The organism is Streptomyces sp. MNU89 (genome assembly GCF_020982505.1).
Taxonomy (GTDB): domain Bacteria; phylum Actinomycetota; class Actinomycetes; order Streptomycetales; family Streptomycetaceae; genus Streptomyces; species Streptomyces xinghaiensis.
On sequence record NZ_JAJKLL010000001.1, the window covers coordinates 158,839 to 185,745 of the forward strand.

General features: G+C 75.0%; 29 protein-coding genes, 1 pseudogene and 1 riboswitch. Of the genes and pseudogenes, 8 read left to right on the plus strand and 22 right to left on the minus strand.

The window, feature by feature from the left end; translation table 11 throughout:
* Positions 1–13: 13 nt before the first annotated feature.
* Complete coding sequence (locus E4N63_RS00735) at positions 14–367, minus strand: PRC-barrel domain-containing protein (protein ID WP_125625608.1); 354 nt, start codon at positions 365–367, stop codon at positions 14–16.
* Between the two features lie 286 nt (positions 368–653).
* On the opposite strand from E4N63_RS00735, the gene E4N63_RS00740 reads away from it, so the two are divergent.
* On the plus strand, positions 654–947 hold the full coding sequence (locus E4N63_RS00740) for a hypothetical protein (protein WP_125625609.1): 294 nt from the start codon (positions 654–656) through the stop codon (positions 945–947).
* Positions 948–1,025: 78 nt separating this feature from the next.
* Here E4N63_RS00740 and E4N63_RS00745 read toward each other — a convergent pair whose 3' ends face one another.
* From E4N63_RS00745 to E4N63_RS00765, 5 genes are all read right to left on the minus strand, one after another.
* Complete coding sequence (locus E4N63_RS00745) at positions 1,026–1,415, minus strand: DUF2267 domain-containing protein (protein ID WP_308188621.1); 390 nt, start codon at positions 1,413–1,415, stop codon at positions 1,026–1,028.
* A 175-nt stretch (positions 1,416–1,590) separates the two neighbouring features.
* Complete coding sequence (locus E4N63_RS00750; protein ID WP_125625615.1) at positions 1,591–2,013, minus strand: Hsp20/alpha crystallin family protein; 423 nt, start codon at positions 2,011–2,013, stop codon at positions 1,591–1,593.
* Between the two features lie 227 nt (positions 2,014–2,240).
* On the minus strand, positions 2,241–3,497 hold the full coding sequence (locus E4N63_RS00755) for a glucarate dehydratase family protein (RefSeq protein WP_125625611.1): 1,257 nt from the start codon (positions 3,495–3,497) through the stop codon (positions 2,241–2,243).
* On the minus strand, positions 3,494–4,438 hold the full coding sequence (locus E4N63_RS00760; protein WP_125625612.1) for a 5-dehydro-4-deoxyglucarate dehydratase: 945 nt from the start codon (positions 4,436–4,438) through the stop codon (positions 3,494–3,496). The genes E4N63_RS00755 and E4N63_RS00760 overlap by 4 nt, the downstream gene beginning before the upstream one ends.
* A 57-nt stretch (positions 4,439–4,495) precedes the next feature.
* Positions 4,496–6,013, minus strand: coding sequence for a sodium:solute symporter family protein (locus E4N63_RS00765; RefSeq protein ID WP_125625613.1), 1,518 nt, complete (start codon positions 6,011–6,013; stop codon positions 4,496–4,498).
* Positions 6,014–6,154: 141 nt separating this feature from the next.
* On the opposite strand from E4N63_RS00765, the gene E4N63_RS00770 reads away from it, so the two are divergent.
* Complete coding sequence (locus tag E4N63_RS00770) at positions 6,155–6,973, plus strand: IclR family transcriptional regulator (RefSeq protein WP_230239644.1); 819 nt, start codon at positions 6,155–6,157, stop codon at positions 6,971–6,973.
* A 114-nt stretch (positions 6,974–7,087) separates the two neighbouring features.
* Here the strand turns inward: E4N63_RS00770 and E4N63_RS00775 are convergent, their stop codons facing one another.
* From E4N63_RS00775 to E4N63_RS00805, 7 genes and pseudogenes are all read right to left on the minus strand, one after another.
* Positions 7,088–8,134, minus strand: a complete 1,047-nt coding sequence (locus E4N63_RS00775) for a S1 family peptidase (RefSeq protein ID WP_228430411.1) — start codon at positions 8,132–8,134, stop codon at positions 7,088–7,090.
* 292 nt (positions 8,135–8,426) lie between these two features.
* On the minus strand, positions 8,427–9,482 hold the full coding sequence (locus E4N63_RS00780) for a hypothetical protein (RefSeq protein ID WP_230239645.1): 1,056 nt from the start codon (positions 9,480–9,482) through the stop codon (positions 8,427–8,429).
* Positions 9,483–9,494: 12 nt separating this feature from the next.
* A complete protein-coding gene (locus tag E4N63_RS00785) occupies positions 9,495–10,265 on the minus strand; it encodes an alpha/beta fold hydrolase (protein WP_125626954.1) in 771 nt (256 codons plus the stop codon).
* 71 nt (positions 10,266–10,336) lie between these two features.
* On the minus strand, positions 10,337–10,582 hold the full coding sequence (locus E4N63_RS00790; RefSeq protein ID WP_125626953.1) for a DUF2277 domain-containing protein: 246 nt from the start codon (positions 10,580–10,582) through the stop codon (positions 10,337–10,339).
* Between the two features lie 115 nt (positions 10,583–10,697).
* Entirely contained in the window at positions 10,698–11,750 is a 1,053-nt protein-coding gene (locus E4N63_RS00795; protein ID WP_230239646.1) for a phosphatidylinositol-specific phospholipase C domain-containing protein, read from the minus strand.
* A 539-nt stretch (positions 11,751–12,289) separates the two neighbouring features.
* Positions 12,290–13,095: pseudogene (locus E4N63_RS00800) on the minus strand (energy-coupling factor ABC transporter ATP-binding protein); the annotation flags it as partial.
* A gap of 129 nt (positions 13,096–13,224) precedes the next feature.
* Positions 13,225–13,383, minus strand: coding sequence for an Arc family DNA-binding protein (locus tag E4N63_RS00805; protein WP_125626491.1), 159 nt, complete (start codon positions 13,381–13,383; stop codon positions 13,225–13,227).
* A gap of 38 nt (positions 13,384–13,421) precedes the next feature.
* Between E4N63_RS00805 and E4N63_RS00810 the strand changes: the two genes are divergently transcribed.
* Positions 13,422–14,660: a transposase gene (locus E4N63_RS00810; RefSeq protein ID WP_230239647.1), complete on the plus strand. Its 1,239-nt coding sequence runs from the start codon at positions 13,422–13,424 to the stop codon at positions 14,658–14,660.
* Between the two features lie 35 nt (positions 14,661–14,695).
* On the opposite strand, the gene cbiQ is transcribed toward E4N63_RS00810, so the two are convergent.
* Genes cbiQ through E4N63_RS00825 form a run of 3 tightly spaced genes read right to left on the minus strand, consistent with a single transcriptional unit; the run spans position 14,696 to position 16,686 of the window.
* Positions 14,696–15,445: a cobalt ECF transporter T component CbiQ gene (gene cbiQ, locus E4N63_RS00815; protein ID WP_230239648.1), complete on the minus strand. Its 750-nt coding sequence runs from the start codon at positions 15,443–15,445 to the stop codon at positions 14,696–14,698.
* A 6-nt stretch (positions 15,446–15,451) separates the two neighbouring features.
* The gene (locus E4N63_RS00820) at positions 15,452–15,982 is read right to left on the minus strand and encodes an energy-coupling factor ABC transporter substrate-binding protein (protein WP_230239649.1); all 531 of its coding nucleotides are present in this window, start codon (positions 15,980–15,982) and stop codon (positions 15,452–15,454) included.
* The gene (locus E4N63_RS00825; protein ID WP_125626488.1) at positions 15,979–16,686 is read right to left on the minus strand and encodes an energy-coupling factor ABC transporter permease; all 708 of its coding nucleotides are present in this window, start codon (positions 16,684–16,686) and stop codon (positions 15,979–15,981) included. Before E4N63_RS00825 ends, E4N63_RS00820 begins: the two co-directional genes overlap by 4 nt.
* 28 nt (positions 16,687–16,714) lie before the next feature.
* A riboswitch (cobalamin riboswitch) is annotated at positions 16,715–16,907 on the minus strand.
* A 233-nt stretch (positions 16,908–17,140) separates the two neighbouring features.
* Here E4N63_RS00825 and E4N63_RS00830 point away from each other — a divergent pair.
* Positions 17,141–17,341, plus strand: coding sequence for a hypothetical protein (locus tag E4N63_RS00830; RefSeq protein WP_125626487.1), 201 nt, complete (start codon positions 17,141–17,143; stop codon positions 17,339–17,341).
* A gap of 133 nt (positions 17,342–17,474) precedes the next feature.
* Here E4N63_RS00830 and E4N63_RS00835 read toward each other — a convergent pair whose 3' ends face one another.
* Positions 17,475–17,888, minus strand: coding sequence for an SH3 domain-containing protein (locus E4N63_RS00835; RefSeq protein ID WP_125626486.1), 414 nt, complete (start codon positions 17,886–17,888; stop codon positions 17,475–17,477).
* A 125-nt stretch (positions 17,889–18,013) separates the two neighbouring features.
* Positions 18,014–19,411: a hypothetical protein gene (locus E4N63_RS00840; protein ID WP_374112652.1), complete on the minus strand. Its 1,398-nt coding sequence runs from the start codon at positions 19,409–19,411 to the stop codon at positions 18,014–18,016.
* A gap of 342 nt (positions 19,412–19,753) precedes the next feature.
* Between E4N63_RS00840 and E4N63_RS00845 the strand changes: the two genes are divergently transcribed.
* Entirely contained in the window at positions 19,754–20,950 is a 1,197-nt protein-coding gene (locus E4N63_RS00845) for a molybdopterin-dependent oxidoreductase (protein ID WP_125624961.1), read from the plus strand.
* Positions 20,914–21,450 carry a hypothetical protein gene (locus tag E4N63_RS00850; protein ID WP_221772651.1) on the plus strand — a complete coding sequence of 179 codons (537 nt, stop codon included), beginning with the start codon at positions 20,914–20,916 and terminating at the stop codon, positions 21,448–21,450. Before E4N63_RS00845 ends, E4N63_RS00850 begins: the two co-directional genes overlap by 37 nt.
* A 161-nt stretch (positions 21,451–21,611) precedes the next feature.
* On the opposite strand, the gene E4N63_RS00855 is transcribed toward E4N63_RS00850, so the two are convergent.
* From E4N63_RS00855 to E4N63_RS00865, 3 genes are read right to left on the minus strand one after another with little or no spacing between them, the layout of a single operon-like run.
* Complete coding sequence (locus tag E4N63_RS00855) at positions 21,612–22,283, minus strand: class I SAM-dependent methyltransferase (RefSeq protein ID WP_125624939.1); 672 nt, start codon at positions 22,281–22,283, stop codon at positions 21,612–21,614.
* Positions 22,280–22,930 carry a DUF2064 domain-containing protein gene (locus E4N63_RS00860; RefSeq protein WP_125624941.1) on the minus strand — a complete coding sequence of 217 codons (651 nt, stop codon included), beginning with the start codon at positions 22,928–22,930 and terminating at the stop codon, positions 22,280–22,282. Before E4N63_RS00860 ends, E4N63_RS00855 begins: the two co-directional genes overlap by 4 nt.
* Positions 22,927–23,667 (minus strand): glycosyltransferase family 2 protein, encoded by a 741-nt coding sequence (locus E4N63_RS00865; protein ID WP_125624943.1) that lies wholly within the window; start codon positions 23,665–23,667, stop codon positions 22,927–22,929. Before E4N63_RS00865 ends, E4N63_RS00860 begins: the two co-directional genes overlap by 4 nt.
* A gap of 114 nt (positions 23,668–23,781) precedes the next feature.
* Between E4N63_RS00865 and E4N63_RS00870 the strand changes: the two genes are divergently transcribed.
* Positions 23,782–24,522: a response regulator transcription factor gene (locus tag E4N63_RS00870; RefSeq protein WP_125624945.1), complete on the plus strand. Its 741-nt coding sequence runs from the start codon at positions 23,782–23,784 to the stop codon at positions 24,520–24,522.
* A complete protein-coding gene (locus E4N63_RS00875; protein WP_125624947.1) occupies positions 24,519–25,655 on the plus strand; it encodes a sensor histidine kinase KdpD in 1,137 nt (378 codons plus the stop codon). The genes E4N63_RS00870 and E4N63_RS00875 overlap by 4 nt, the downstream gene beginning before the upstream one ends.
* Here E4N63_RS00875 and E4N63_RS00880 read toward each other — a convergent pair.
* Positions 25,630–26,703, minus strand: a complete 1,074-nt coding sequence (locus tag E4N63_RS00880) for an NAD(P)-dependent oxidoreductase (RefSeq protein WP_230239650.1) — start codon at positions 26,701–26,703, stop codon at positions 25,630–25,632. The two genes, E4N63_RS00875 and E4N63_RS00880, sit on opposite strands and share 26 nt — an antisense overlap.
* Between the last annotated feature and the right edge of the window lie 204 nt (positions 26,704–26,907).

The window sequence follows — 26,907 nt, forward strand, 5'->3', positions numbered from 1 at the left end:
GATACGGGGGCGCTCAGCGCCGGGCCAGCCGGCGTCCGCCGGAGCCCTGCCGGTAGGGGCGTTCGTAGTGGGCGAAGACCGCCGCCTCCTCCTCGGCGAGGAGTTCGCCGTCCCGGTCGATCGAGGGGGCGTTCTTCACCTGCTTCCGCGAGACCCGGACCTTGAGATGGCCGGGCCCGACGGTGGCCCCGTCCAGCGGCACGAACACCAGCCGGCGCCGGGTCGGCAGGCCGACGAGGACTGCCGAGAAGGCCGGCTCGTCGGAGGAGGTGTCGACATAGACGGACTCCAGTTCCCCGATCCGCCGGCCCTCGGCGTCCAGCACGGCGTGGCCGCGCCAGTCCTTGATGTTCTCGGCCTCGAACACCGCATGTCCTCCGTTCTCCGCGGGCGCTTCCCGGTCCCGTCCTCATCCGTCCTATCCGCATACGGCGCCGTCCGCGCGCCGGGAGCGCACGGGCGGCGGGATCCGTACGCCTGACGGGCTATCGGACGGGCCCCGGAGGATCACCGGCGCCGCGGGCACGGAGGAGCGGCCGCCCCCCGGGGGGCCTGAACCGGGCGGCCGGAATGGCCGGATCGGCGCGGTGACCGGGCGGTCCCGTCCGGCCGATGGCCGGGGGCGGGTGTTCCCGGGGCCTATGCTGTGCCGGGTGGCGAACGAAGAAGTGCAGCGCCTGGCGCGTATACGGATGCAGGTGACGGGAGAGACCTTCGACGAGGCTCTCGCCGCCCTGGAAGGCCGTTCCGCCGGCACAGGACGCGAGGACCGGCCGGAGCCGGACCCGGAGACGGCGGAGAGCGCGGCCGGTACCGGCGCGACCGTCATCGACCTGGCCGGGCGGGAGAGAACGGCGGGCACGGCCCGCGGAAGCCGGCGCCGCACGCCCGCACGCCCGCGCAGAACGCCCGGGGCCGCGAACGGGCAGCAGGAGGAGAGAGGCTGACGGCCGGAGGCCCGCCTCGCCGGTCACCGCCGGCCCGGCCGCCCCGGTCCGCGCTCGGAGGGCCGGGCCGGCGGTGCGTCAGACGAGCTGCGCCCGGCCGAACAGCAGGGCGTAGCCGCCGGGAAGCCGGTCGATGATCCGGTCCAGCAGCTCGCGGTCCACCCCATCGGCGAGGACGCTCAGAACCGAGCTGGTGTCCCAGCGGGCGGTCGCGGAGGTCGCTCCCTCGGTCCGGGCGGCGATCCCGTCCACGAACTCCGCGGCGGCCAGCGGCCGGCTCACCGGCCGCTGCGTGATGAGCACCCGGGCCGCCTCCGGCGGGAGCCGGCGGGCCAGCAGATGCCGCTCCGCCCGGCCGAGCTGACCGGCCAGCGCCGAGAGCACGACACGGATCACCCGTTCGGCTTCCCGCCGGGTCGGATACTCGCCGCGTTCCCGGACCTGCTCGGTGAACTCACTCCAGCGCATGCGCGCGCTCCTCCTCATTTCCCCTCACGACGACTGACAGACGGTGCGCGACACCCGGCGGCCCGGGGCGCATGCCCGGCGGCGGCCCGGTCCGTCGCGCAGAACACGGCACACGGCACGGCGCACAGGAGGGTGCCGCGGCCGCCACTGCGCGGCCCCGGCACCCCGCGGCGGGTCAGGAACGGAGCTCCCTGCGCTCGCTGCCGCCCGAAATCTGGATCTTGCGCGGCTTGGCCTGCTCGGCGACCGGGATCCGCAGGGTCAGCACACCCGCCTCGTAGGAGGCTTCGATCCGCTCGGTGTCGAGGGTGTCGCCGAGGAAGAGCTGCCTGCTGAAGCTTCCGGCGGGACGCTCGGCGGCGATCACCTCGGCGTCCTCGGGAGCCGGCGACCTGCGCTCGGCCCGCACGGTGAGGACGTTGCGCTCGACGTCGAGGTCGATGCTCTCGGGGTCGATCCCCGGAAGGTCGAAGTGGACGATGAAGTCCTCGCCCGACCGGTACGCGTCCATCGGCATGCCCGAAGGCCGGGTGACGCTGTCGAACATCTGCTGGGCGAACCGGTCCAGGTCGCGGAAGGGGTCGGTACGCATGAGCATCACGGGTCATCTCCCTCCATGTGGCACTGCTTGCGATGCCCTACACACTTCTTATATACACCGCACGAGAAAACTTGACAAGCTGCCACTCAACCCCGTCCTTTATGCAGGTCAGAGCGGGTCGACCGGCAGAGCAGCACCCCCGTTTCCCTTGCCGGGAGAGGGGATCAGGGACGCCCCCTCCCCCGCCGCGGGTGGTGCGGTGGGCCGGGACCGCGGGCGCCGGGCTACCAGCGTTCCGTGTTGGGCTGGAAACTCCCCACGTAGCGGCGCATGTAGCTCGCGTCGTCGCGCTTCCTCAGACCGCAGCGGAGGTAGTCCTCGTGGGCGCGGGCGAGGGCGTCCTCGTCCAGTTCGACTCCGAGCCCCGGCCCGTCGGGCACTCTGACGGCGCCGTCGCGGAATTCCAGGGTCCCGGGGACGATGACGTCGGTCTCCTTCCACGGCCAGTGGGTGTCGCAGGCGTAGCTGAGATGCGGGGTCGCGGCGGCCACGTGGACCATCGCGGCGAGGCTGATCCCGAGGTGGCTGTTGGAGTGCATGGACAGGCCGATGCCGAAGGACCGGCAGAGGACGGAGAGGGCCTGGGTGTCGCGCAGGCCGCCCCAGAAGTGGTGGTCGGAGAGGACGACGCCCACCGCCTTCGCCCGGATGGCCGGTTCGAGGTCGTCGAAGCGGACCACGCACATGTTCGTGGCGAGCGGCATGCCCGCCTCCTCGGCCACTCGCGCCATGCCGGTGATGCCGGGGGTGGGGTCCTCCAGGTATTCGAGGACGCCGTCCAGGGCGCGGGCGACCTCGATGGCGGTGTCGGGTTTCCAGGCGCCGTTGGGGTCGATGCGCAGCGGGTGGCCGGGGAAGGCCGCGGCGAGGGCCCGGATGCCCTCGGTCTCCTGCGCGGGCGGGAGGACGCCGCCCTTGAGCTTGAGGGAGCGGAAGCCGTAGGTGTCCAGCATGTGCCGGGCCTCGCCGACGAGGGTTTCCGGGGTGAGCACCTCGCCCCAGTCGTCGGCCTCCGCGCCCAGGTGGGCGCCGTACTTGTAGAAAAGGTAGGCGGAGAACTCGACCTCGTCCCGGGCCCGGCCGCCGAGCAGGTCGCAGACCGGCCGGCCGAGGAGCCGCCCCTGGGCGTCGAGGGCGGCCACCTCGAAGAGCGAGTAGACGCTGGCGAGGGTCTTGCCGGTGGAGAAGCCGCCGGTGAGGCCGTGCAGATCGGTGTACACGGTCTCGCCGACGACGCGCTCGACCGTCCGGCGCAGGCCCGGCAGGTCGAACACGTCCCAGCCGGTGAGCTGTTCGGCGACCCGGCGGGCCTGGGTGAGGAACGCCTCGTCGCCGTAGGACTCCCCGAGCCCGGTCACGCCGTCCTCGCCGACGAGCCGCAGCACGCTGCGCAGCGCGTACGGTTCGTGCACGCCCATGGCGTTGAGCAGCGGCGGGTCGGCGAAGGCGACGGGGGTGAGGAGGGCCTCCCGTATTCTCATCGGCCGCCCGCCTCCAGCCCGGCGAGGACGGCGAGGCCGTGGTCGATGATCCGCTCCAGCCGCCGGAGCTGGCCGTCGGTGGGCTCGGCGAGCGGCGGCCGGACCGGGCCCACCTTCTGGCCGCGCAGCCGGGCGGCGGCCTTGACCAGGGAGACGGCGAAGCCGGGGGTCTCGTCGCGGAGGGCCACCAGGGGCAGGTAGAAGCCGTTCAGCAGGGTTTCCATGGTGGAGCCGTCGCCCTCGGAGAGGGCTCGGTGGAAGCGCTGGGCGATCTCGGGCACGCAGCCGTGGACGGCGGAGGAGTAGCGCTCGACGCCGATGGCGGCGTAGGCGCGCGCCGACATCTCGGCGGTGGGCAGTCCGTTGAAGAAGAGGAAGTCCCGTCCCCGGCCGCCGGCGGCGCGGACCGCGGTGACGATGCGGCTCATCCGCTCGATGTCCCCGTGGCCGTCCTTGATGCCGATCACGGAGGGGACGGAGAGCAGGGAGACCGCTGACTCCTCGGTGAGGACGCTGGTGGCGCGGTGGTAGACGATGAGCGGCACGCCGGTGCCGCCCGCCGCGTACCGCACGTGGGCGACGAGGCCGGCGGGCGGGCCGGTGACGAGGTACGGGGGCAGCAGCAGGACGCCGTCGGCCCCGGCCGCCGCGGCCGCCGCGACACCCGCGCGGGCGGTCGCGGCGCCGCCTCCGGCCCCGGCCCAGACGGGGACCCGCCCGCCGGTGACGTCAAGCGCCTTCCGTACCAGGGCGTTCAGCTCGTCCGGCGCGAGCGAGCTGAACTCGCCGGTGCCACATCCGACGAACAGTGCTCCGGCGCCCGCCGCCACATGGAACTCGACATGGTCGGCGAAGGCGTCGAGGTTGAGTTCGAGGTCGTCGGTGAAGGGGGTGAACGGAAAGGCCAGCAGGCCGTTCAGTTCTGCGGTGGACTGCGTCATCGGGTCCGTTCTCTCCTCTGGTCGGATGTCCGGCCGGGGCCGCGGGCCGGCCCTGCGTCATACGGCGACGACGGGGTCCTCGGACGAGCTCTCCGGGCCGCCGGTGTCCTCGTCCTTGCGGCCGGCCGTGTCGATGATCTCGTCCGCGCGCACACTCGGTTCCGGCGCGAGCAGGCCGAGTCCGGAGTAGAGGACCAGCGACACCAGGATGGGCGCGGCGACGATGGTCGTCTGCGTGCTGTCGAGCACGTAGTAGACGAGCGCGTAGGTACCCAGTCCTGCGGCCCAGGAGACCAGGGCCGCGCGGGATCCGCAGCGGCGGAACCACGGCAGCATGCCGAGCAGCAGCGGGATGGAGATCGGGCCCATCAGCGCAGCGACCCAGGAGACGACGATGGCGAGGACGCCGCCGAGGTCCTTGGCCTGGGTGGCGACGATCATGCTGAGGGTGATGAAGGAGAAGGTGGCGATCCGCGCGGCCAGCAGCTTCTCGCTCGCGGAGAAGTCGCGCGCCCGGCGCCACATCACGGGGAGCATGTCGCGGGTGATGACGGAGGAGATGGCGTTGGCGTCGGAGGCGACCATCGCCATCGTGTGGGAGAAGAAGCCGGCCAGGACCAGGCCGACCATGCCGGCGGGCAGCAGGGTCGTGGTCATCACCGCGTAGGAGGTGGTGGGGTCCTCCAGACCGGGGACGATCAGCGGCGCCGCGAACATCGGGATCATCAGGACGAACGGCCAGACCAGGTAGAGCACGGAGGAGAGGACGGCGCCCCGGCGGGCGGCGTGGGTGCTCGGCGCGGCCATGTAGCGCTGCGCCAGGTTCCACATGCCGCCGTTGTACTCCAGGGTCTTCACCAGGATGTAGACCAGCAGGAAGACGGTGGTGTACTTGGAGGTGGTGGGGCTGAGGTGCCCCTCCGGCAGATCGCCCCAGAAGGTGAACAGGGAGGAGAATCCGCCGAGTTTGCCGAGCACGACCCAGAGCATGACGAGGCCGGCGAGCCCCTGGATGAGGAACTGGCCGAAGTCGGTGAGGGCGTCGGCCCAGAGCCCGCCCGCGGTGCAGTAGATCATGGTGACGGTGCCGGTGATGATGATGCCGAGCACCAGCGGCACTCCGGCGAAGGAGTTCAGCAGCACCGCGACGGCGAACCACTTCGAGGCCACGTCGAAGACCTTGAGCAGACTGCCGCTCCAGGCGAGGGCCTGCTGGGTGGGAACGTTGTAACGGCGGGCCAGGTATTCGAGCGGCGAGGCGACGCCGAGCCGGGAGGAGAGCCGGTTCCAGCGGGCGGCGAAGAGCCAGCTGCCGATGCCGACCCCGATGCCGATGGTCGCGAAGGCCCAGAAGTAGACGGTGATGCCGTCGGTGTACGCGACGCCGGCGAAGGCGACGAACATGACCGCGCTGTAGCCCGACATGTGGTGCGAGATGCCCGCCAGCCACCAGGGCATCTTCCGGCCGGCGATGTAGAAGTCCCGGACGTTGCGGACCCTCCGGTGGGACCACCAGCCGATGCCCACCATCACCAGGAAGTACCCGCACACCATGATCCAGTCGAGTATGTGCACTGCAGCGACCCCTCTCAGATTTCACATATGTGAATGGAGTCACTCAGGCGGACAGAGTTCGCACACCTGAATGGCGTTCGGGGAAGCTAGTATGACGTGGATCACGTGTCAACGGTTCGGACAGAGGAACAGAGGAGCAGCATGCCGCGACCGACCGCCCTCCCCGACGCCGCCCGCACCGGGCCGGCCGGGGGCAGACCGGAGCCGGCCGGGGTGAAGTCGGCCCGCCGGGCCATCGATCTCATCGAGACCTTCGCGGCGAACGACGACTGGCTGACGCTCGGCGCGCTCCACACCGCGACCGGACTCCCGCGCTCCAGCCTCCACGGCCTGCTCCGCACCCTTCACGAGTCCGGCTGGCTGGAGACCGACGGCGGCGGCGGTTACCGGCTCGGGGTGCGCGCCCTCATTTGCGGCACCGCCTACCTCGACCGCGACCCCGTCATCCCGTACGCCACCGAGGCGCTGGAGACCGTCCGCGACAAGACCGGTTTCACCGCGCACTACGCGCGCCGCGACGGCAACCAGGTGGTCTATCTGGAGACGCGGGAATCGCGCCGCTCGGCCCATCTGGTCTCGCGGGTCGGCCGCACCCTGCCGGCGCACGCCACGGCCCTCGGCAAGGTGCTGCTGGCCGAACTCACCCAGGACGAGATCGCCGGGCTGATGCCGGTCCCCCTGCCCGCGCTCACCCCGAACACCCTCACCACCCTGGAGGCCCTGGAGGCGGCCTGCGCGGAGACCCGGGAACGCGGTTACGGCCTGGAGACGGAGGAGGGCACGCCGGGTGTGCGCTGCGCCGCCGCGGTCATCCCGTACCGCATCCCGGCCACCGACGCGATCAGCTGTTCCATGCCGACCGACCAGGTCACCGAGGAAGCGGTCGCCGGGGTGGGCGAGTTGCTGACCGAGGTGGCCGGGGATCTGGGACGGCGGCTGCGGCGGGTCGGCATCCGCTGAACGCGGGCGCCTCAGCCCCGCGCCGCGTGCGGCACGCGGCTGACCCCGGCACGGGAGGAGTGCCGGGGTCCGGTGACGGGTGCCGGTGTGCCGGGGCGGCCGCGGCCGCGGGTGTCAGCCGATGGCCGCGCCGGTCGCCCGGAGCGCGCCGGTCACCGGCTGGTAGAACGTCGTGCCCCCGCCGGAGCAGTCGCCGATGCCCCCCGAGACCAGGCCGAGCGCCGCCGTCCCGGCGAAGAGCGGTCCGCCGCTGTCCCCGGGCTCCGCGCACATGTCGGCCTCGATCAGCCCGTGCACCGTGCCCTCCCGGTAGTTGACGGTGGCGTCGAGGCCGGTGACCGCGCCCGACCGCAGCCCGGAGGTGCTGCCGCCGCGCCGCGCCTGCTGGCCCACCACCGGATCGGCGGCCCGGGTGATCCGCTGCGTCCGCCCCCGGGACAGGCCGACCAGGCTGGGGCTCGTGACGCTCGAGGAGGTGAAGCGGACGAGCGCGTAGTCCTCGCCGGGGAACCGGGCCTGCGCGACCACTCCGATCCGCGGGCCGCCCCGGGAGGTGGACCAGCCCGCGTCCTCGCCGCCGCAGTGGCCGGCGGTCAGGAAGTGGGGCCTGCCGTCGACGGTCACGTTGAACCCCAGCGAACAGCGCTCCCGCCCGGTCCAGACGGGGTCACCGCCCACGAGGAACGGCGTGAACTCGCTGTCCGTCCGCTCGAGAACGGCCATCGCCCCGAACCGGCCGACGACGCCCTCCAGCCGGTCCAGGCGCGCCCCGGTGACGGTGCGGTCGGCGGTGACGACGACCTTGTTCAGCCGGGGGTCGGCCGACCAGGCCGTCCCCGGGATCGCGGCCTCCTCGCGCAGGGCCGCGCGTACGGCGTCGAGTTCGGCCAGGGAGTGCCGTACCGGCCTCGCCTCGGCACCGGCCGCGCGCACCGTGTCCGCCGCGCCATCGGTGAGGACGTTCACCACGAGCCGCCCGCTCCCCGCCTCGTAGTAGGCGCCCCCGGCCTCCTTCCCCAGCCGGGTGGTGAGCCGGGCCGAGAGTTCCCCGGCGGCGGCCGGGGTGATCACGGCCGGAGCGGGACGGGGAACGGCGGCGCCGGCCTGCGGGAGGGCCGGCGCCGTGAGGGCGAGGAGCGCGGCACCCGCGCCCGCGAGCACGGCGGGGTCCGGGGGCGGCGGGTCCGGTGGCGCCGGGCGGGCCGGGGGTACGGTGCTTCAACTCACTGCCTCCTGTGGGGACGGGCCCGGCAGCGGGGACACGAACGGGCCCTGAGGGGGTTGGTGCGCGCAGGGGACGGCAGCCCCGCGCACCCGAGGGCCCGCCGTACACCCGATCCTGACGCAGCACCGCACCCGCCGCGCTGCCCCGGTGTCAAACGGGTGATCAGCTCCCCCGCCGGGAGGGGACGGTGTGCGCGGGCCGTCCACTACGGCTTCGGGCCCGGCCCCGCTACGAGGGTGCGCCCGGACGCCGTCGGCCGCGCCGGCCGGGAGGCCGTGCCGGGTCCGGGGCGAGCCGGTCCGCCTCGGCCCGGTCCGCCTCGGCCCGTGCCGCCTCGGCTCGCTTCCGGTCCCGTTCGGCCGCCTGCCGCGCCCGCTGCGCCGGACCGCGGGCCGCCCGCTCGGTCCGTTCCGCCGCCGAGAGCGAACGTTTCGCCCGCCGCAGCTCCTCCGTGAGCCCGTGCACCTGCTCGCGCGCCTCCCGCAACCGCCGCCGCGCTGAGGCGAGTTCCCGCTCGGCGGCGGTGGCCTCCTCAGCGCTGCCGCGCGCGGCGCGGGCCAGTTCCTCGGCCTCTCCGCGCGCCTTCCTCAGCCGCTGCCGCCGTTCGCGGTCGGCCCGCTCCTGGGCCCGGGCCCGTTCCGTTATGTCGGTGACCGAAGCCCGCCGTTCCCTCCCGTCCGCGCCCTCCGCGTCGTCCGCACCCGTGCCGGCCCCCTCCGCACCGGCTCCGCCGCCCGCCGTGCGCCGGCCGGACCCGGGCTCGCGGGCGGCGGGCGCCGCGGACGGCGGACGCAGCTGGAGGACGGTGGCCTCGGGGAGCACGCCGAATCCCGACGGCGGCGGGAAGGCCCTCGTCAGCCGGCCGCGGGCCAGTTCCCGGGCCGTGTCCGGGTCGGCGAGGGCCGCGTGCACGGTGTCCTCCACCTCGCGCAGCACGGCGTCCGACACCGGCCGGCCGGCGTCCGCGGTGAGCTGGCCGGCCCGCCGCGCCAGAGCGGCCACCAACTGCCGCTGCTGTCCGATGAGTTCCCGTAACCGGCCGCCACCGGCCGGCTGCTGGTGCGCGGTGCGCAGCTCCGCCCCCAGCCGCAGCAGCAGTTCGGTCCGCGACCGGTCCTCACGGACCAGCAGGTTGACGGCCCAGGCAGCCAGGGTCGGGCGGCGCAGGGCACGGATCGCGCCGCGCTCGCCCCGGGGCGCGGCGGCGGCGGCCCGGTCCCGGGCCGCGATGAACTCTCCCGGTGGCAGCGCGTAGAGCTCTTCGGCCAGCTCGTCGACACCCATGCGGACATGGTCTCAGGACGGGACGGATTTCGGCCGATCTCCCCTGGCCGGTTCAGGACAGCCGGGCCCCGCAGGTTGTCCCGGCCGTCCGGCGCCGTCCGGCCGGAGGAAGCGCAGTACCGCCTCGGTGAACTCCGCCGGCCGGGTGGCGTGCACCAGGTGCCCGGCCGGAACGGTGACCATCCGGAAGTCCGGGATCCGTTCGGCCATGAGGCCGATCCGGTCCTGCGGCACCGGGCTTTCCGGGCCCCCGGCCACCGCGAGCACCGGCGCGGTGATGTCCCCCAGCCGGTCCCACCACTCCGGGTCCGGCCGGTCCATCCGGCTCCGCACCGCGGTCACGGCCGCCCAGTCGAAGGGCAGCGGGCCGGCGGGCCGGGCGACGGGCGCCGGCTCGCGCGGAAACGGCGCGGGCACGTCCTCCAGCACCAGCCGGCCGACCCGCTCCGGATGGGCGGCGGCCAGCAGGTACGCGACCACACCGCCCAGGGAGTGGCCGATGAGATCCACCCGGCCGAGCCCGAGCGCGTCGAGGAAGCCGGCCACGTCGTCCCGCATGGCCTCCGGGGTGTAGTCACCGGGCCAGTCGCTGCGCCCGTGGCCGCGCAGATCCGGCGCGAGGACGTGCCAGTGGCGTGCGAAGCCGGCGGCCACCGGATCCCAGTCCGCCGCCGTCTCCCCCAGGCCGTGGAGGAGCACCAGCGGCGGGGCGCCGGGCTCTCCGGCCGTACGGTGGGCGAGCCGGACACCGGTGGTGGTGGCGACGACGGTGTGATCGGTCATGAGACCGACCGTAGAGGGCTGTTCCCCGCCGCGGTACGGGAGTTCACCACCGGCCGAACGGCGGCCCCCGGTCAGCGGGGCGGCGGGGCGTTCCCGGCGCCCGGGGCGGTGCGGCCGCGGACCTCCAGGGCGTCGAGGAGGTCCCGGGTGGCGGCGGCGACCGCCTCGACGGCCTCGTCGAACGCGGCCCGGTTGTGCGCCGCCGGGGCGCGGAAGCCGGAGATCTTCCGCACGTACTGCAGGGCGGCGGCCCGGATGTCGTCCTCCCCGGCGTCCTCGGTGTACGGCGGGCGGAGGGTCCTGATGCTGCGGCACATGGCTCCAGTGTGCGCCCGCCGGGGCCCCGCCGGCGCGGCTTCCGTGGGGATCGTCCGGAGGCCGCGCCGGCGGGCCCGGCCGGGGCGGGGCCGGCGCGCCCGTGACCCGCCGCGCTCAGCCCCGGGGGACGACCAGGGACAGCACCTGCGGCAGCGGGTGCCAGTCGGAGGTGACGATGCTGGCGTGGCGGGAGGCGAGCATCGTCACGCGGTCCCGGGCCTCCGTCTCAGAGGGGTTGACGGCGTCGATGGCGGGCGCGACGGCGTGCGCCGCGGTCATGATCAGGAGATAGTGCCGCTGGTCGTACCAGGCCGTGTCGATGGTGCCTCCGGCGTAGTCGCCCGCGTTGCCGTCGAAGACGACGAACCAGGGGCGCAGCGACGCGTCGCCGTAGCGGCCGGTGCGCGGGTCGCCGGCCTCGGCGTGGTGGACGGCGGGGAAGGCGCCGGCCCGGTCGAGGGTGCCGGCGGCGGCGAGGTCGCGGAGGTGCGTGGCGTATTCGCGGTCGGTCCACAGGGAGTCGAGGGGGTTCCTCTCCTCGACGGTCCCGGGGATGAGCTCGACCAGGAACCTGCCCGCGAGTTCGTCCCGGCCGGGCCATCCGTCGGCCCGGACCGCGTCGTCCAGGGTGGCGTGGCCGCCGCGGACGTCGGCGGGGCGGAGCAGGGCGTCGCCGAGCTTCTCGCCGAGCAGGGCGTCGAACTCGTCCGGCCCCCGGCCGCGGTTGTCGGCGAAGCCGTCCTTCATCTCCACCTTGAGCACGACCGGGCGGTGGCCGGGGTTCGCGTCGTGCCAGGCGCGGATGTCGGCGAGGCAGCCGGCGAGGCTCTGGTTGCGCGGCTTGGTGCGCAGTTCTGCGGCGGAGGCGGCGTTCTCGCAGTTGTTGTCGTTGCCGAACGGGTTCTCGTGGGAGACCCGCCAGCCGGCGCCCGCGGCGTTGGTCCAGACGTCGAGTTCCAGCAGCGAGGCGCCGGAGTCGAGGGCGTCGGCGAAGTACCGGTACTTCGCCTTCTCGTACGCGTTGTGCACGCCCACGGAGGTGGTGGCCGAGTAGGAGGGGCCTGCGGCCCGGGGGCTTCCCGGCGCCGCTTCGGCCGCCGCGGGGAGAGAGGCCAGGAGTGCCGCGGCGGCGGCCGCCGTGAGGGCACCGGTACGGATTCTGCTCATGCTGCGTACCCGCCTGTCGGGGTGAGGGGTGGTCAGGTACACGACAGGCTAGGGGTGTTGCGCGAGGGGCGGCAGAGGGCCGTCCGCTTCCGCCGGGCTGTTCCCCCGGCCGTCACGACCGGGCCGCTCTCCGCCCGCCGGCTGTTTCCCCCGGCCCCGGCGCGGCGGGGCACGGCTGCGCCGCCCCGCCCCCGCCGCCGGTACGGCTGTCGGCAGCCGGTCCCCGCGCCGGGGCACCGGCCGCTCCCCGGCCCTCCGCCCCCGGTTCCGGGGCCCGGGCCGCCGGGGATCACCCCGCCGGACCACGCCGCCACGGCCCTCGGCCGCGGCGGTCCCTCCCGGATCGCCCCGTGGGCGGCCGCTCAGTCCGGTACGGCAGCCCCGGCCCCGCCCGGCGGCCCGCCCGGCCCGGGGCCGCGGGCGGCGGCGTTCTCCTGTCCCGGCTCCCCTGCCAACTCCCCTCTTCCCGGCTCCCGTCCGGGCCCGGAGCCCCGTCCCGCGTCCGCCTCCGGGTACGCGTCCGTCTCCGCGTCCCCACCGGCCCACCGCAGCAGTTCCTCCGCCGTCCGGGGCCCCGCGCCGCCCCGTCCAGCAGCCCGTGGGCGCGCAGCACCCGGGCCGCCGCCTGCCCCCAGGGCCGGCGCAGCCCCGCCTCGGCCAGCAGCCCGCCATCGGCGAGGAGCCGGTGGGCCGGCCCGGTGCGCGGGCCGTCCGGGGTGAGGATCGCGGCGTCGTCCGCCCAGCGCAGCGCGAGGTCCACGTCGTGGGTGGCCATGACGACGGTGGTGCCGGAGGCCCGCAGCCGGGCCAGGACCTCCAGGAGCTGCTCCTGGCCGTGCGGGTCGAGCCCCGCGGTCGGTTCGTCGAGGACGAGGATCCGGGGCCGCATCGCCACCGCCCCGGCGATGGCGGCCCGCTTGCGCTGGCCGTAGGAGAGCAGATGGGTGGGACGGTCGCGGAGCGCGGTGATGCCGAGCGCCGCGAGGGCCTCCGCCACCCGCCGCGCGACCTCCTCCTCCGGCAGCCCCAGGTTCACCGGTCCGAACGACACGTCCTGGCCCACGGAGGCCGCGAAGAGCTGGTCGTCGGGGTCCTGGAGGACGAGTTGCACGGAGGTGCGCAGCCGGGTCAGCGCGGCCCGGCCGCGGCCGACCGCAATGCCGTCCAGGCGGAGTTCCCCGGCCGAGGGCCGCAGGCCGCCGCTGAGCAGCCGCAGCAGGGTGGTCTTGCCGCTGCCGTTGCGGCCGAGCAGGGCCAGGGCGCGGCCGGGGCGGACCCCGAAGGTGACCCCGGTGAGCACCGGGGGGCCGTTCTCGTACGAGTATCCGGCGTCGACGAGTTCCACCACGGGCGGTACGGCGGTCACCGGGTTCCTCCGAGCATGCCCTGGTTTTCGGGCCGGGGTGGGGGTACCTCCCGCTTGCGGGGGAGAATCGGACTTCTGCGGAGCAGGGCAGGGAACGCTGAATCGCCGTCAGGGCGATCCGGTGTCTGCCGGATGACCGGCGAGCGCGGCCTCCAGGAGGTGCACGATCTCGCCGTTGACCGACCTGCGGTCTCGCTTCGCGAGTTGGGCGAGACGCTCGTGGAGCTCCAGGGGGAGCCGGACAGTGCTGCGCTTGTCTTCATCCATGCCGCCACTGTAGTTGCCTCATTACGCAGAGTCGCCTCATGTTTGACGTCGTGACGACAGCGAATCGGCAGACGGGAGACGCTGGGCGCGCCCGGTACACGTACCGGCTTCGCGTGTCGTCGGCCGCCCGGACGGCGCTGCTCGCCGAGTGGGACCGCTGCCGCTGGGTGTGGAGCGAGTGCGTGGCCAAGTCCCGTGCCGTGCACGCCCACAACCGGGCGCACCCCCAGGGCAAGTCGACGTGCGGCCCGGCGCAGCTCGACACGATGCTGACCGGGGCCCGCGCCCAACTGCCGTGGCTCCGCGACGGTGCCTCGGTGCCGCAGCAGCAGATCATCCGGGACTTCGCCACGTCCCGCTCCAAGGCGTTGAAGGACATCGACAAGCGGCTGCCCATGCGGCAGCGCGCCGGGATGCCGCGGCACAAGAAGAAGCGCGAGGCGCTCCCCACACCGAACTACACCGTGCGGGGATTCCGGTTGAAGGACGGCCGCCTCCACCTCGCGGGCGGCATCGTCCTGACGGTGGTGTGGTCCCGCGAGCTGCCCGCCACACCCTCCTCGGTGCGCGTGTACCGCGACGCGGCGGGGCACTGGTACGCCTCCTTCGTCGTCGCCACCGAGGCCCAGCCGCTCCCCGCCACGGGCCGTGTGCTCGGTGTCGACTGGGGCGTCAGGGAGACCGCCACCACCACGAGTGACGCCCACGACCTGCCGCACGCCCAACACGGCTGGAACGCCGCGCACAAGCTCGCCCGCTACCAGCGGATGATGGCCCGCCGTAAGCCCGCAGGCGGGCAGGCCGCGTCCAAGGGCTACCACGAGGCGAAGCGGCAGACCGCCAGGCTGTACAGGAAGGTCGCCCGGCAGCGGCAGGACACCGCCCGCAAGTGGGCCAAGCGCGTGGTGACCGACCACGATGCCATCGCAGTTGAGGACTTCCGGCCGAAGTTCCTCGCCAAGACCACCATGGCCCGCAAGGCGGCGGACGCCGCGGTCGGCGCCACCAAGACGGCCCTGATCGAGATGGGCCGCAAGCACGGGCGCGACATCCGCCTCGTGCACCCCGCGCACACCACCATGGACTGCGCGTCGTGCGGAGCGAGAACCAAGCACGCACTGCCCCGTTCGGAACGCACCTACACCTGCACCACGTGCGGAGCCGTGTCCCCCAGGGACAAGAACTCCGCCCGCGTGATGCTCGTCCGGGCTGGTCTCAACCCGGCTGGTGCCGAGGGCACAAGACCTGCGGGAGCGCCGCTCCCGGAGGCGGCCTGAGCCAGGAATCCCCTTCCTGCGGGGAGGGGAGGACGTCAAAACAGCTGCCTTTCGAGGACGAGGGTGGCCGCCGCCAGCGCGGCGAGCAGCAGGACGGAGCCGGTGACGAAGCGCCGGGACACGGGGGCACCGGTGACGAGGACACGGAGCGTCCCGTCGTAGCCGCGGCCCGCGAGTCCGTCCTGCATCCGCGCGGCGCGCGAGAAGGCGCGCAGGAAGACCGTCGCCCCCTGCCCGGCCAGCGAGCGCCAGGCGGCGGCGCGCGTGGTGTGGCCGAGGCGCGCTGCCTGGGCCTGCCGCACCTGCGCGAGGGTGTCCAGCAACAGGAAGGTGATGCGGTAGGTCACCAGCGCGACGTCGGTCACGGCGGGGGGCACGCCGGCCCGGGTGAGACGCGGCAGCAGATCCGACAGCGGTGTGGTGAAGGCGAACAGCAGGACGCCCAGCGAGGCGGCCGAGGTGCGCAGCAGCAGCTGCCCGGCCTGCGCGGGGCCGTCCGGTGCGAGGGACAGCAGGCCGCGCTCCCCGCCCAGTTGGACGAGGAGCGGCAGCGCGCCGGTGACGCAGAAGCCGAGCGGCACCCGGTACGCCCGCCAGAGCCGGCGCGGCGGCACCCGGGCCGGGCCGAGCAGTGCGGTGAGCGCGGCGGCGGCGATGAGCGGCGCGCCCGGCCAGGGCGGCAGGCTCACCGCCAGGACGGTCAGGCCGAGGGCGAGGACCGCCTTGTCCAGGGGGTGGCGGCGGCGCCAGCAACTGCTGTGCGCCGCCGCGTCGATGGGCAGCACGCGGGACTACGCGGCCGGGCGGCCGCCGGGACCGGACGGCCCCCCGCCACCCCGTTCGCCGGACGCGGGCGCCGGGGTGTCCCCGGCAACGTCCGGGGCCCCGCCGGCCGGTGGCGCCTCCGCGGCCGCCCTCGCGTCAGGGGCCGCACCTCCCACGGAGTCCCCGGTACCCGCCGTCTCGGCCTTGCCCGCCGCGGCCGTGCCGGGACCGGCCGTTCCCGGCGTTCTCGCGGCGGCCCGTGCCTCCCCCTGCCGGCGTCCTCGGCGCAGCCCGAGGCAGTAGGCCAGCACCCCGGCGCCGATCGCGGCCTGGAGGGCGAAGAGCGCCGACTCCACTTCCGCCGACGGGGGTTCGTAGAGCGGGGCGAACCAGGGTTCGTAGCCCGGCCGGAGTTCCTCGACCGCCGTCTCGGCCTGCGCGTCACTGCCGGTGAAGGGCTCCTCCATGCCGTCGCCGAGTCCCAGGACGAGCGGGAGGGCGGCCAGGACGGCGACAACGGCCAGCAGCAGCAGGTTGGTCCGGGTGTTCCGGCTCATCGGGTCACCGCCTCCTGGGACCGCTCCGGCCGGCGGCCGCCGGCGGCCGTCCGCACGCCGAGCCGGGCCAGGATGGTCCCGTCGGCCTGGCTCAGCAGCCGGATCACCAGCACGGTGAGGATGCCCTCGCTGACGGCGAGGGGGATCTGGGTGACGGCGAAGACGGAGCCGAACTTGGCCAGGGCACCGGGCAGTCCGGTGGCCGGGTCCGGGAACGCCAGAGCGAGCTGGACACTGGTGACGCAGTAGGTGCTCAGATCGGCGGTGAAGGCACCGGCGAACACGGCGGCGGCGAGCGGCGCGCCGAGTCCCCTCACCAGCCGGTAGGCGGCGTACCCGGCCCACGGGCCCACCACGGCCATGGAGAAGACGTTGGCGCCCAGGGTGGTGAGCCCGCCGTGCGCCAGCAGCAGGGCCTGGAAGAGCAGGGTGATGGTGCCGAGCACCGCCATGACCGGCGGCCGGAACAGGATGGCACCGAGCCCGGTGCCGGTGGGGTGTGAGCAACTTCCCGTGACGGAGGGGATCTTCAGCGCGGACAGGACGAAGGTGAAGGCACCGGAGGCACCGAGCAGCAGGGTGTTCTCCGGATTCTTCCTCACCTCGCGGCTCAGCGACCGTACGCCGTGGAGAACGAAGGGGGCGGCGGCGGCGCTCCAGGCGACCGCGTGCCAGGGGGGCAGGTAGCCCTCGGCTATATGCATGGGAAAGCGGACCTCTCCAGCACCTCGTGGATGGACGACGCGCCCTGGCCGGTCTCCTGGCTTACGGGTCATGCCGCCCGGACTCCGCCTTCCCGGGTGCCGCGGCGCTCCGCGGCATCCCAGTGGCTCCCAGAGGGTGGAACCGGACTTCCCGATCACAGTGGCGAGGGCCGCACCGGTTCTTCACCGGTTTCCCGTGCACCAAGGCCCTGTGACAGTAGTGCGCCGCGCGTGAGGAGGACAAGCCGATCACCCTGCGGTACATCCCACACCGGACGGCGCACGGAAGCACGGCGGCACCCGGCTCCGAGGTTCGGGGCGCCGGGGCAGCGGGGGCGCCGGCGCCCTTCGAACGGGCGGCAGCCGGAGGGATCCGCCCCGTTTCACGCTCTTTGCCCCGGATACCCGTCCGGCGTCGGCGGGCCCTGCCCGCACTACCGAGGAGGTGACGGCCATGCCGGAGCCCGGCAGCAAGAAGTACGACCGGAAACGGGCGAAGCTGCGCAAGGAGGCCGAGGACAGCGGAGTGCCCGACCAGCAGGCCACCAAGGCGGCGGACAAGACCCTCCAGAAGGACCCGTCCATGCGCAGCCGGGGCCCGCGGACCACGCGCGGCATCGGACCCAAGGGGGAACGGCCGGAGAGCCTCGGCTGACGGCCGCGGACCCGGCGGCGGACAGCCGCGGGCGGCACCGCGGCGGCCAGCGGAACGGCGGCGGGCCCGGTCCCGGCGGACTGCCTCCGCCGGGACCGGGCCCTTTCTCACACCCGGGTGTGAAGAGGTGCGGTCACCCCTTCGCCATACGGGCCTTCCTGCTGTTGGTCAGCGGGTGGTGGTGACGGTCGACGTCCTTGCACCACTTCACATAACCGTGAACGTGCACGTACTTCCCGCTCACCCAGGCTTCCTTGTGCCGCAGGTGGTACCAGATGGGGTCGCCGTGGATCAGCTGGGCGCGCACCTTGCACTTGATGCCGACCTTGTCATGCCGGTGGAGCTGGCCCACCACCGAGGAGTCGGTGCTGGGGTACTGCCGCTCGTTGAGCGTCCCGGCCTTGACGACCCCGTACGGCTTGTGCGGATGGTTCTGCGAGTCGGCCTGGACGGATGTCGCGCCGAGCAGCGAACCGCCGACCAGAACGGCCGAGGCGGCGGCACCGGCCGCGAGTCCCGCGGAGCGGGACCTGAGCGTGTGGAACATGGGCAACTCCTGTTCTGCCAGGAATGTGACAAGGCGTCGCTTTCCGTTCGCACCGGGCATGAAACCAAAAAGGGGGCAAGGTCCCCCTCGGGGGCGATACCGGTCAACACCCGGGCGACGTCTCGTCACCAACCCGTAAGCAGAACGTGGTTGAGAAAGAGCGCTGTCGCCGCTTGGAGCAGCAGCCAGCGGCGGTGGTGGCGGGCCGGGAGGAGGGCGGCGGCCGGGAGGAGCCAGAGGGCGAAGGGCAGCCAGATCCGTTCCGTCTCGGCCTTGCTCATCCCGGAGAGGTCGGCCGCCGCGATCATGCAGAGGCCCGCGAGGGCGAGGAGCACGACACCGCAGGCGTCCAGCGAGCGCCCCGACCGCAGCCGGCGGACCGTCTCGGCGGTGCCGGCCAGGGCGCGGCGCAGCCCGGCGACGGAAGCGGCCCCGGCGATGATCACGGCGTTGGCTAGGTTGCCGAAGAACCAGTAGCTGTACGGGCGGATCCGGGCCACCCCCTGGTAGTAGCGGGTGACCAGCAGGTCGTAGCCCTCGTACCACCAGAAGCCGGCGGCGGTGAACGCGGCGGTGACGGCGGCCACGCCGGCGAGTGCGGGGAGCAGGGGGCGCACGGTCCGGCCGTGCAGCAGGACGGCGGTCGCGGGGATCACCATCAGCACCAGCCCGTACGAGAGATGGACGGTGAGGCCGAGCAGCAGCCCTGCGGCCAGCGCGGTGGCCGCCGGACGGCGTGCCGCCGGACGGCACGCCAGAGCGAGCAGGGCGATCCCCCAGGCGGCGACGGCCGAGAAGTAGGCGTCCGCGGAGACGCCCGCCCACACCGCCGCCGGGGCGAGCACGGCGAACGGCGCGGCCCGGCGCGCCCACCGCTCCCCCGCCACGGCACGCAGCGTCACCAGGACGGCCGCGGCGGCCGAGCTGCCCGCGATCAGCACCCACACGGCGGCCCAGGCGCCGCCGCCGAGCCCGATGCGGTCGAGGCCGACGAAGGTGAGCACGGCGCCCGGCGGGTGGCCCGCCACATGGGCGGGCCAGTAGTCGGGCGAGGTGAGCAGGATGTGGTCGGTGAAGGTGCGCACGGCCGCGGCCGGGTCGGCGGCGATGCGGTCGACGGCGAGCAGGTACTCGTGCTTGGCGGTGAGCCGGCCGGCGACACCGCGCCGCCAGCCGTCGATCAGCGCCAGCGACAGCGTCCAGGCCAGCGAGGCCGCCCAGGTCAGGAGCAGCAGCCGGCGCCAGGGCAGCCGGCGGGCGAGCACCGGGCCGTAGGCGATGACGGCGGCCGCCACGGCGGGTGCCGCGACCGTGCCGGGGCCCGCGTGCGGCATCCAGTGCGCGTAGAGCGGCGGCCACTCGACGTACAGGACGTCCACGGAGCGCTGGATCAGGATGCCGGCGACGGCGACCGCGGTGACGAAGAGCGCGGCGGCGGCCGCGGTGAGGAGGTCCGCGCGGGCGGCGGACCGCCGCGGGCGCAGACGCTCGCGGCCGGGCGCGGGGGTGCGGAGGTGGGTCACGCCGTCACGCTAGGGGCCGCCCCGGCGCGTACGGCCGGACACACGCCCAGTGTCACCGTTCCGTCAGATCCTCACCGCCCCCGGTGTGATGTCAGCGTTTCGTCATGGGTGGGAGCGGGGTTCCGGGGGCGGCCCGGCCTACGGTCGTGGACGGCGGACGCGGGCCTTCTGCGCGCGTCCCGCGGAACACCACGGAGGGCGGCGCGATGGAAGACGGCGGGAAGACGGCACGGGGGTCCGGCGGGGCGCGTCCCGTCCGCGGGGAGGGGCGGCGGCACGGCCCGGCGGGCCGGGCGCCCGGGGCCGGGCGGGCCCTTCCGGCCCGGCTTCTGGCGCAGTCCGCTGCGCGGGCCCCGGCTGACGTCCGTCCTGGGCATCGTGCTGCTGGTCGGGATCCCCGTGCTGTTCGTGACGGGGCTGCTGTCGTACGCGGCGTACAACCCGGATCTGGCCCGGAACGACCGCACCCCGGACAAGGGGCTGCTCGGCTTCTTCCTGTTCCCCTGGCCCACGGAGCCGCACTGGCTCTACCGGCTCACCCAGGGGGTCCATGTGACGCTGGGCGTCGCGCTGGTGCCGGTGCTGCTGGCCAAGCTCTGGTCGGTCATCCCCCGGCTGTTCACCTGGCCCCCGGTGCGCTCGGTCACCCATGCCCTGGACCGGCTGTCCCTGCTGCTGCTCGTCGGCGGCGGGCTGTTCGTCTTCGCCACCGGCCTTCTCAACATCCAGCTGGAGTACGTCTTCCCCGGCTCGTTCTACCCGCTGCACTTCTACGGCTCCTGGGTCTTCACGGCAGCCTTCGCCGCGCACGCCGCGCTCCGCGTGCCGCGCGCCCTGCGGGTGCTGCGCGGCCGCCGCGCCCGTACGGAGGAGGAGGCCGCCGCCATGGCCGCCCTCGCCGCACCGGAGCCGGCCGCGCCCACCCTCTCCCGCCGGGGCGCGCTCACCGCGGTGGGGGCGGGCTCGCTGCTGCTGGCCGCCACCACGGCGGGGCAGAGCCTCGGCGGGCCGCTGCGGTCCACCGCCGTCCTCGCCCCGCGCGGACGGGAGCCCGGCGGCGGCCCGAACGGTTTCCAGATCAACAAGACGGCGGCCGCCGCGGGCATCCGCGCCGCGGACATCGGCGCGGACTGGCGGCTGACGGTACGCGGCGGGCCTCGCGAACTCGTGTTCACCCGGGCGGAGTTGCTGGAGCTGCCGCAGCACCGTGCCGCGCTGCCCATCGCCTGTGTGGAGGGCTGGTCGACCTCCGACCAGATGTGGAGCGGGGTCCGGCTGGCGGATCTGGCGGCTCTGGCCGGCTGGGAGCGGGACGCGCCCGGGGTGTTCGTCGAGTCGGCGCAGCGCGCCGGGACGTTCCGGTCGGCCGGGCTACGCGCCAACCAGGTGCGCGACCCGCTCTCCCTGCTCGCGCTGCGGGTCAACGGAGCCGGGCTCTCGGCCGACCACGGGTATCCGGCGCGGGTGATCGTGCCCGCGAACCCCGGGGTGCACAACACCAAATGGGTCACCCGGCTCACCTTCGGGGGGAACCCGTGAGGCGCCTCCCGCCGCTCCGGGCCGGCGAGCCGCCGTGGTACCCGCCGCTGCTGCTGTGCTCGTTCGCCCTGACGGCGTACGCCGGGACGCGCCTGCTGGGCGGCGACGACCCGCTCGGCGTCGTGCTGTGGGTCGTGGGAGCCGCGCTCCTGCACGACCTGGTGCTGCTGCCGCTGTACACCGCGGCCGACCGCGCGGCCGGGGCTCTGCCGCCCCCGCGCCGCCGGTCCGGGGCGGACGGTGCCGCGCCGGACGCCGCCGGGGCCCCGGCACCGTACCGGCCGGGGATCAACCACCTGCGGATTCCCGCCCTGCTGTCCGGGCTGCTGCTGCTCGTCTGGTGGCCGCTGGTCAGCGGCCCGCCGGCGCGGTACGAGGGGAACACCGGTCTGAGCGCCGACGGCTTCACCGAACGCTGGCTGGTGATGACCGCCGCCCTGTTCGCGCTGTCCGCCGGCTGGGCCCTGCTCTCCGCGCTGCGCCGCCGCGCCCGGCGCTGAGGGGCCCCGCGCGCCCCGGCGCGCGGGGTACCTCCCTCCGTCCGTCCCCGCCTCCGGGGCCGGCCGGACGGGACGGACCGACGGGCCGGACGGGCCGGACCCGCCGCCGTACGGGATCCTCCCGCCCCGGTCGTCCCGGAGGCGGGAGAGTCCCGCGTCGTTCAGGGCGCGCGGCGCAGGGCGGTGAAGTGCCGGTGGGACGCGGTCCACTCCTCCGTGACGCGCCACCCCTCGGCCCGCGCCCTGCGGGCCAGGGCGGGGCCGCCGACCCGCGCCCAGGGGAAGACGGCTCCCCGGGCCCCGTCGCCGTCGTCCAGATGGACCCAGGCGCGCTCGTCGACGTCCGTGCCCGCCGTTTCGACGAGCAGCAGCCCGCCGGGGGCGACGATCTGCGCGACCCGCCGCAGCAGCGCCGAGGGGTCGCCGCCGATGCCGATGTTGCCGTCGATGAGCAGCGCCGTGCCCCACCGGCTGTCACCCGGCAGCCGGTCGAAGACCGACCGGCGCAGCGCAGCGCCGCCCGCGCGCACCGTGCGCGCGACGGCCGCCGGGCTGGGGTCGATGCCGAGCCCGGGCCGCCCCAGCCGGGTGAGGGCCGCGACGAGCCGGCCGGGGCCGCAGCCGATGTCGAGGACGGAGCCCTCGCAGCGGCGCAGCACGGTCATGTCGGCGGCGTCGGCGCGCGAGCACCAGCGCTCCACCTCCAGCGGGACGAGCCCGCCGTCGTCCCGGCGCAGGAAGAGCGGGCCGCCGCCGGAGCGGAGCGCGGTGTCGTACGGTCCCGCGTGCCACGCGTCCGTACGGGGCTCCGGGGCCGGGTTCGGAGCGCTCATCGGACGGGCGCCCGGTGCAGTCCGGCCAGGACACCGGCGAAGTGGCCGCCCGGTGCGGCGGCCGCCGCCAGGACCGCGTCCGCCGGGGAGTCCACATCGCGCAGCACGGGCAGATCGCGGACCCGCAGCCCGGCGTCCGTCAGCCTCCGTCGCTGCGCGGCGCCGGTCCCGGCCGTGGACATCGGGACGCCGCGCAGCAGCTCCGGCTCGGGCCGGGCGAGGCCGAGGGCCCAGAAGCCGCCGTCCTCGGCGGGCCCGAACCAGGCGTCGCAGTCCTCCCAGGCACCGGGCGCCAGGGCGGGGGCCAGCAGGCCGGTGGTGACCTGCGGGGTGTCCATGCCGATGAGGAGGGCCGGGCCGTCGCAGTGGGCGAAGGCGGCGGCGAGCCGTTCGTCGAGCCCGCCCGCGCACTGGGGCACGACCTCGATGCCGGGCGGCAGCCACGGTCCGGTGCGGCCGTCGAGCACCAGGACCCGCCGCCGGGCGGGTGCGCCGAGCACCGTCCGCAGGGTGTCGCGGAGGGCCGCGGCGGCGAGCAGGGCGGCCTCGCCGGGGGTGTAGTGCGGTGTCAGCCGGGTCTTGACGCGGCCGGGCACCGGCTCCTTGGCGATGACGAGCAGGGTGGTCGGGGCCTGTGGCGGGCTCATCGGCTCCCCGCCCCCGCGGCCGCCGGGGCGCGGTGTTCCGGCGCGGGCTCCCGCAGGACGGCGCGCATGTCGCGGACCGCGTGGATCGTGCCGCGCCAGGTGCCGGTCACCTTCGAGGCGCCGGTCCTGGGCCGGTAGGGAACGTCCTGTTCCGCGATCCGCCAGCCGGCGTCGGCGGCCCGTACGACCATCTGCAGCGGATAGCCGCTGCGCCGGTCGGTGAGGCCCAGTCCGAGGAGGGCTTCCCGGCGCGCGGCCCGCAGGGGGCCGAGGTCGCGCAGGCGGGCTCCGGTGCGGCGGCGGATCATCCGGGCGAGGACGGCGTTGCCCGCCCGGGCGTGGAGCGGCCAGGCCCCGCGTCCGGTCGGCCGTCTGCGGCCGAGCACCAGGTCCGCCTCCCCGGCCGTGACCCGGGACACGAGGGCGGGCAGCAGGCCGGGGTCGAGGGAGGCGTCGCAGTCGCAGAAGCAGACGATGTCGGCGTCGGAGGCGAGCAGTCCGGCGTGGCAGGCGGCGCCGAAGCCGCGCCGGGACTCCGTCACCACCGTGGCGCCGTGCTCCCGGGCGACGCCGGCCGAGCCGTCGGTGGAGCCGTTGTCCACGACCAGGGGCCGCCAGCCGGCCGGGATGCGGGCGAGGACCCAGGGCAGGGCCTCCGCCTCGTCCAGGCAGGGCAGCACGACGTCCACGCGCGGGTGGCTGGTTACAGGCGTTGTCGAATCGGTCACGGCCACCACACTACGAAGACAAAAGCGGCATATAGAACTTTGACTTCTTACGAAACCCGGACATCGGCCCCCGGCGGCCCTCATCCGCTCCCGGTCGCCGCCCCGGGCTGCGAGTCTGGCCCCATGCAGCAGACTTCACCGGGAGCCCGGGTCCTCGTGGTGGACGACGACCCCACCGTCGCCGAGGTCGTCACGGGCTACCTCGAACGCGACGGCCACGTCGTCGACCGGGCGGCCGACGGCCCCTCGGCCCTGGCCCGCGCGGACGCCCGCTGGCCCGATCTCGTCGTCCTGGACCTCATGCTCCCCGGCATGGACGGGCTCGCCGTCTGCCGGGGCCTGCGCGAACGCGGCCCCGTTCCCGTCATCATGCTGACGGCGCGCGGCGAGGAGGACGACCGGATCCTCGGCCTGGAGGTGGGGGCGGACGACTATGTGACCAAGCCCTTCAGCCCACGGGAACTGGCCCTGCGGGTGCGGTCGGTGCTCCGCCGCGGCACCGCCGGCAGCGTTCCGCCGCCCGGCCGGGCCCTGACGCACGCCGGGATCGGACTGGACCCGGCGGCACGGCGTGTCGTGCGGAACGGCACGGAAGTGTCGCTCACCGTACGGGAGTTCGACCTGCTGGCCTTTCTGATGCGGCACCCGGGACAGGCGTTCGGGCGGGAGGAGCTGATGCGGGCCGTCTGGGGCTGGGAGTTCGGCGATCTGTCGACCGTCACCGTGCACGTCCGCCGGCTGCGCGGGAAGATCGAGGCCGACCCGGCCGCGCCCCGCCTGATCACCACGGTGTGGGGTGTCGGCTACCGCTTCGACGCCCCGCCGCCGGACCCGGCGCCGGTGGAGAGCGGGACCCGGCCGTGACCGACACCCTGCTGATCGCCCTGTTCGCCTTCCTCGGCGCGGCCGCCGCCGGCCTGGCGGGCGCGCTCGCCCTGCGGCTGCTGCGCCACCGCTCGCTCACCCTCTCACTGACCGTCGTGGCCGCCGTGGCGGTGACCGCCATGCTGGCCGGGACCCTCGCCGTGGCCTGGGCGATGTTCCTCTCCCCGCACGACCTGTGGGTGGTCACCACGGTGTGCGCCATGGCCGCCGTGGTCTCCCTGGCCACCGCCCTCCTGCTCGGCCGCTGGGTGGTGGCCCGCAGCAACGCCCTCACGCTGGCCGCCCGTTCCTTCGGCGAGGACGGCGGCTTCGTCCCGCCCGCGGCACCGGGCACGGCGGAGATCGACGCGCTGGTCCGCGAGCTGGCGGCCACCAGCGAGAAGCTGGAGGCCTCCCGGGAGCGCGAGCGGGCCCTGGAGGCCTCCCGCCGGGAACTGGTCGCCTGGATCTCGCACGATCTGCGCACGCCGCTGGCCGGGCTGCGGGCCATGGCCGAGGCGTTGGAGGACGGCATGGCGGCCGACCCGGACCGCTTCTTCCGGCAGATCCGCACCGAGGTGGACCGCCTCAACGCCATGGTCGGCGACCTCTTCGAGCTCTCCCGCATCCACGCCGGCGCGCTGCCGCTCAGCCCGGTGCGGGTCTCCGCCGCCGAACTGGTGGGCGAGGCGCTCGACGGGGTGAGCCCGCTGGCCCGGGAGCACGGCGTGCGGCTGGTCGGCGAGCGGGAGGAGGCCGTGGCCGTCGAGGTGGACGCCCAGGCCATGTCCCGCGTCCTCGGCAACCTCATGATCAACGCCATCCGCCGGACACCGGCCGACGGCACGGTCGCGGTGTCCGCGCGGCGCGGCAGCGACGACACCTCCGTGGTGCTCTCCGTCACCGACGGGTGCGGCGGCATCCCGGAGGAGGACCTCCCCCGGGTCTTCGACACCGGCTGGCGCGGCACCCACGCCCGGACCCCTCCCGCGGGCGACGGGCCCCCGGCGGGCGCGGGCCTCGGCCTGGCCATCGTCCGGGGCCTGGTCGAGGCGCACGCGGGCCGGGCCGCCGTGCGCAACGTGCGCGGCGGCTGCCGCTTCGAGGTCACCCTGCCGGCCGCCCCGCCGTGACCGGCTCCCGCTGCGGCGCGCGGGCGAACTCCGCCATCCCCTCGGCGAACCCGACCGCGGGCCGCCAGCCCAGCTCCGTCATCAGCCGCTGCGAGGAGGCAGTGATGTGCCGCACGTCGCCCAGCCGGTACTCCCCCGTGACGACCGGCTCCGGACCGCCGCAGGCGCGGGCCAGCTCGGCGGCCGTCTCCCCGATGGTGCGGGGCGTGCCGCTGCCCGTGTTGTAGGCCCGGAAGGTCCCCGCGGGGCGGCCGGGCAGGGCCGCCAGTACGGCGAGGTTGGCGGCGGCGACATCGCGGACGTGGACGAAGTCCCGCCGCTGTCCGCCGTCCTCGAAGACCCGCGGCGCCTCCCCCCGGGCGAGGGCCGAGCGGAACAGCGAGGCGACCCCGGCGTAGGGGGTGTCGCGCGGCATCCCCGGCCCGTAGACGTTGTGGTAGCGCAGCGAGACCGCCCTGCCGCCGGTGGCCCGGGCCCAGGCGGCCGCGAGGTGCTCCTGGGCCAGCTTGGTCGCCGCGTAGACGTTCCGCGGATCGGCCGGCGCGTCCTCGGTGACCGGTCCGGGCTCCAGCGGCAGACCGCACTCCGGGCAGGCGCATTCGAAGCGCCCGGCGCCGAGATCGGCCGGCTCGCGGGGGCCGGGGCGCACGGTCCCGTGCCGGGGGCAGTCGTAGCGGCCCTCGCCGTAGACCACCATCGACCCGGCGAGCACCAGCCGCGACACCCCCGCCGCCGCCATGGCGTCCAGCAGGACGGCCGTGCCGAGGTCGTTGCAGCCCACATACTCGGGCGCGTCGGCGAAGTTCTTCCCCAGTCCGACCATCGCGGCCTGGTGGCAGACGGCCGACACGCCGTGCAGGGCGTCGGCGACGGCGGCCCGGTCCCGGACGTCGGCCCGGACCAGGCGGGCCTTCCCGGCCGGCGGCCGGCCGGCGTGGGCCCGTGGATGCAGGCTGTCCAGAACGACGGGTTCGTGCCCGGCGGCGGCCAGGGCGGTGACGATGTGCGAGCCGATGAACCCGGCTCCTCCGGTGACGAGTACGCGCATGACCGTGACGCTAGGCGACGGAACCGCCCGGTGGGCCGCTCCGCGCCCGGTGGTCACGGATTCGTAAGACACGGGCGCGCGGGGCCTGCGGCGCGATCACCCGCCCACGGCCTCCGGGACCGCCGCGAGGGCGCCTGGCCGTGCGCGAGGAGCCCGGCACAAGAGTGGCCCGTCCGGTGCGACGGGGGATGCACACCGGACGGG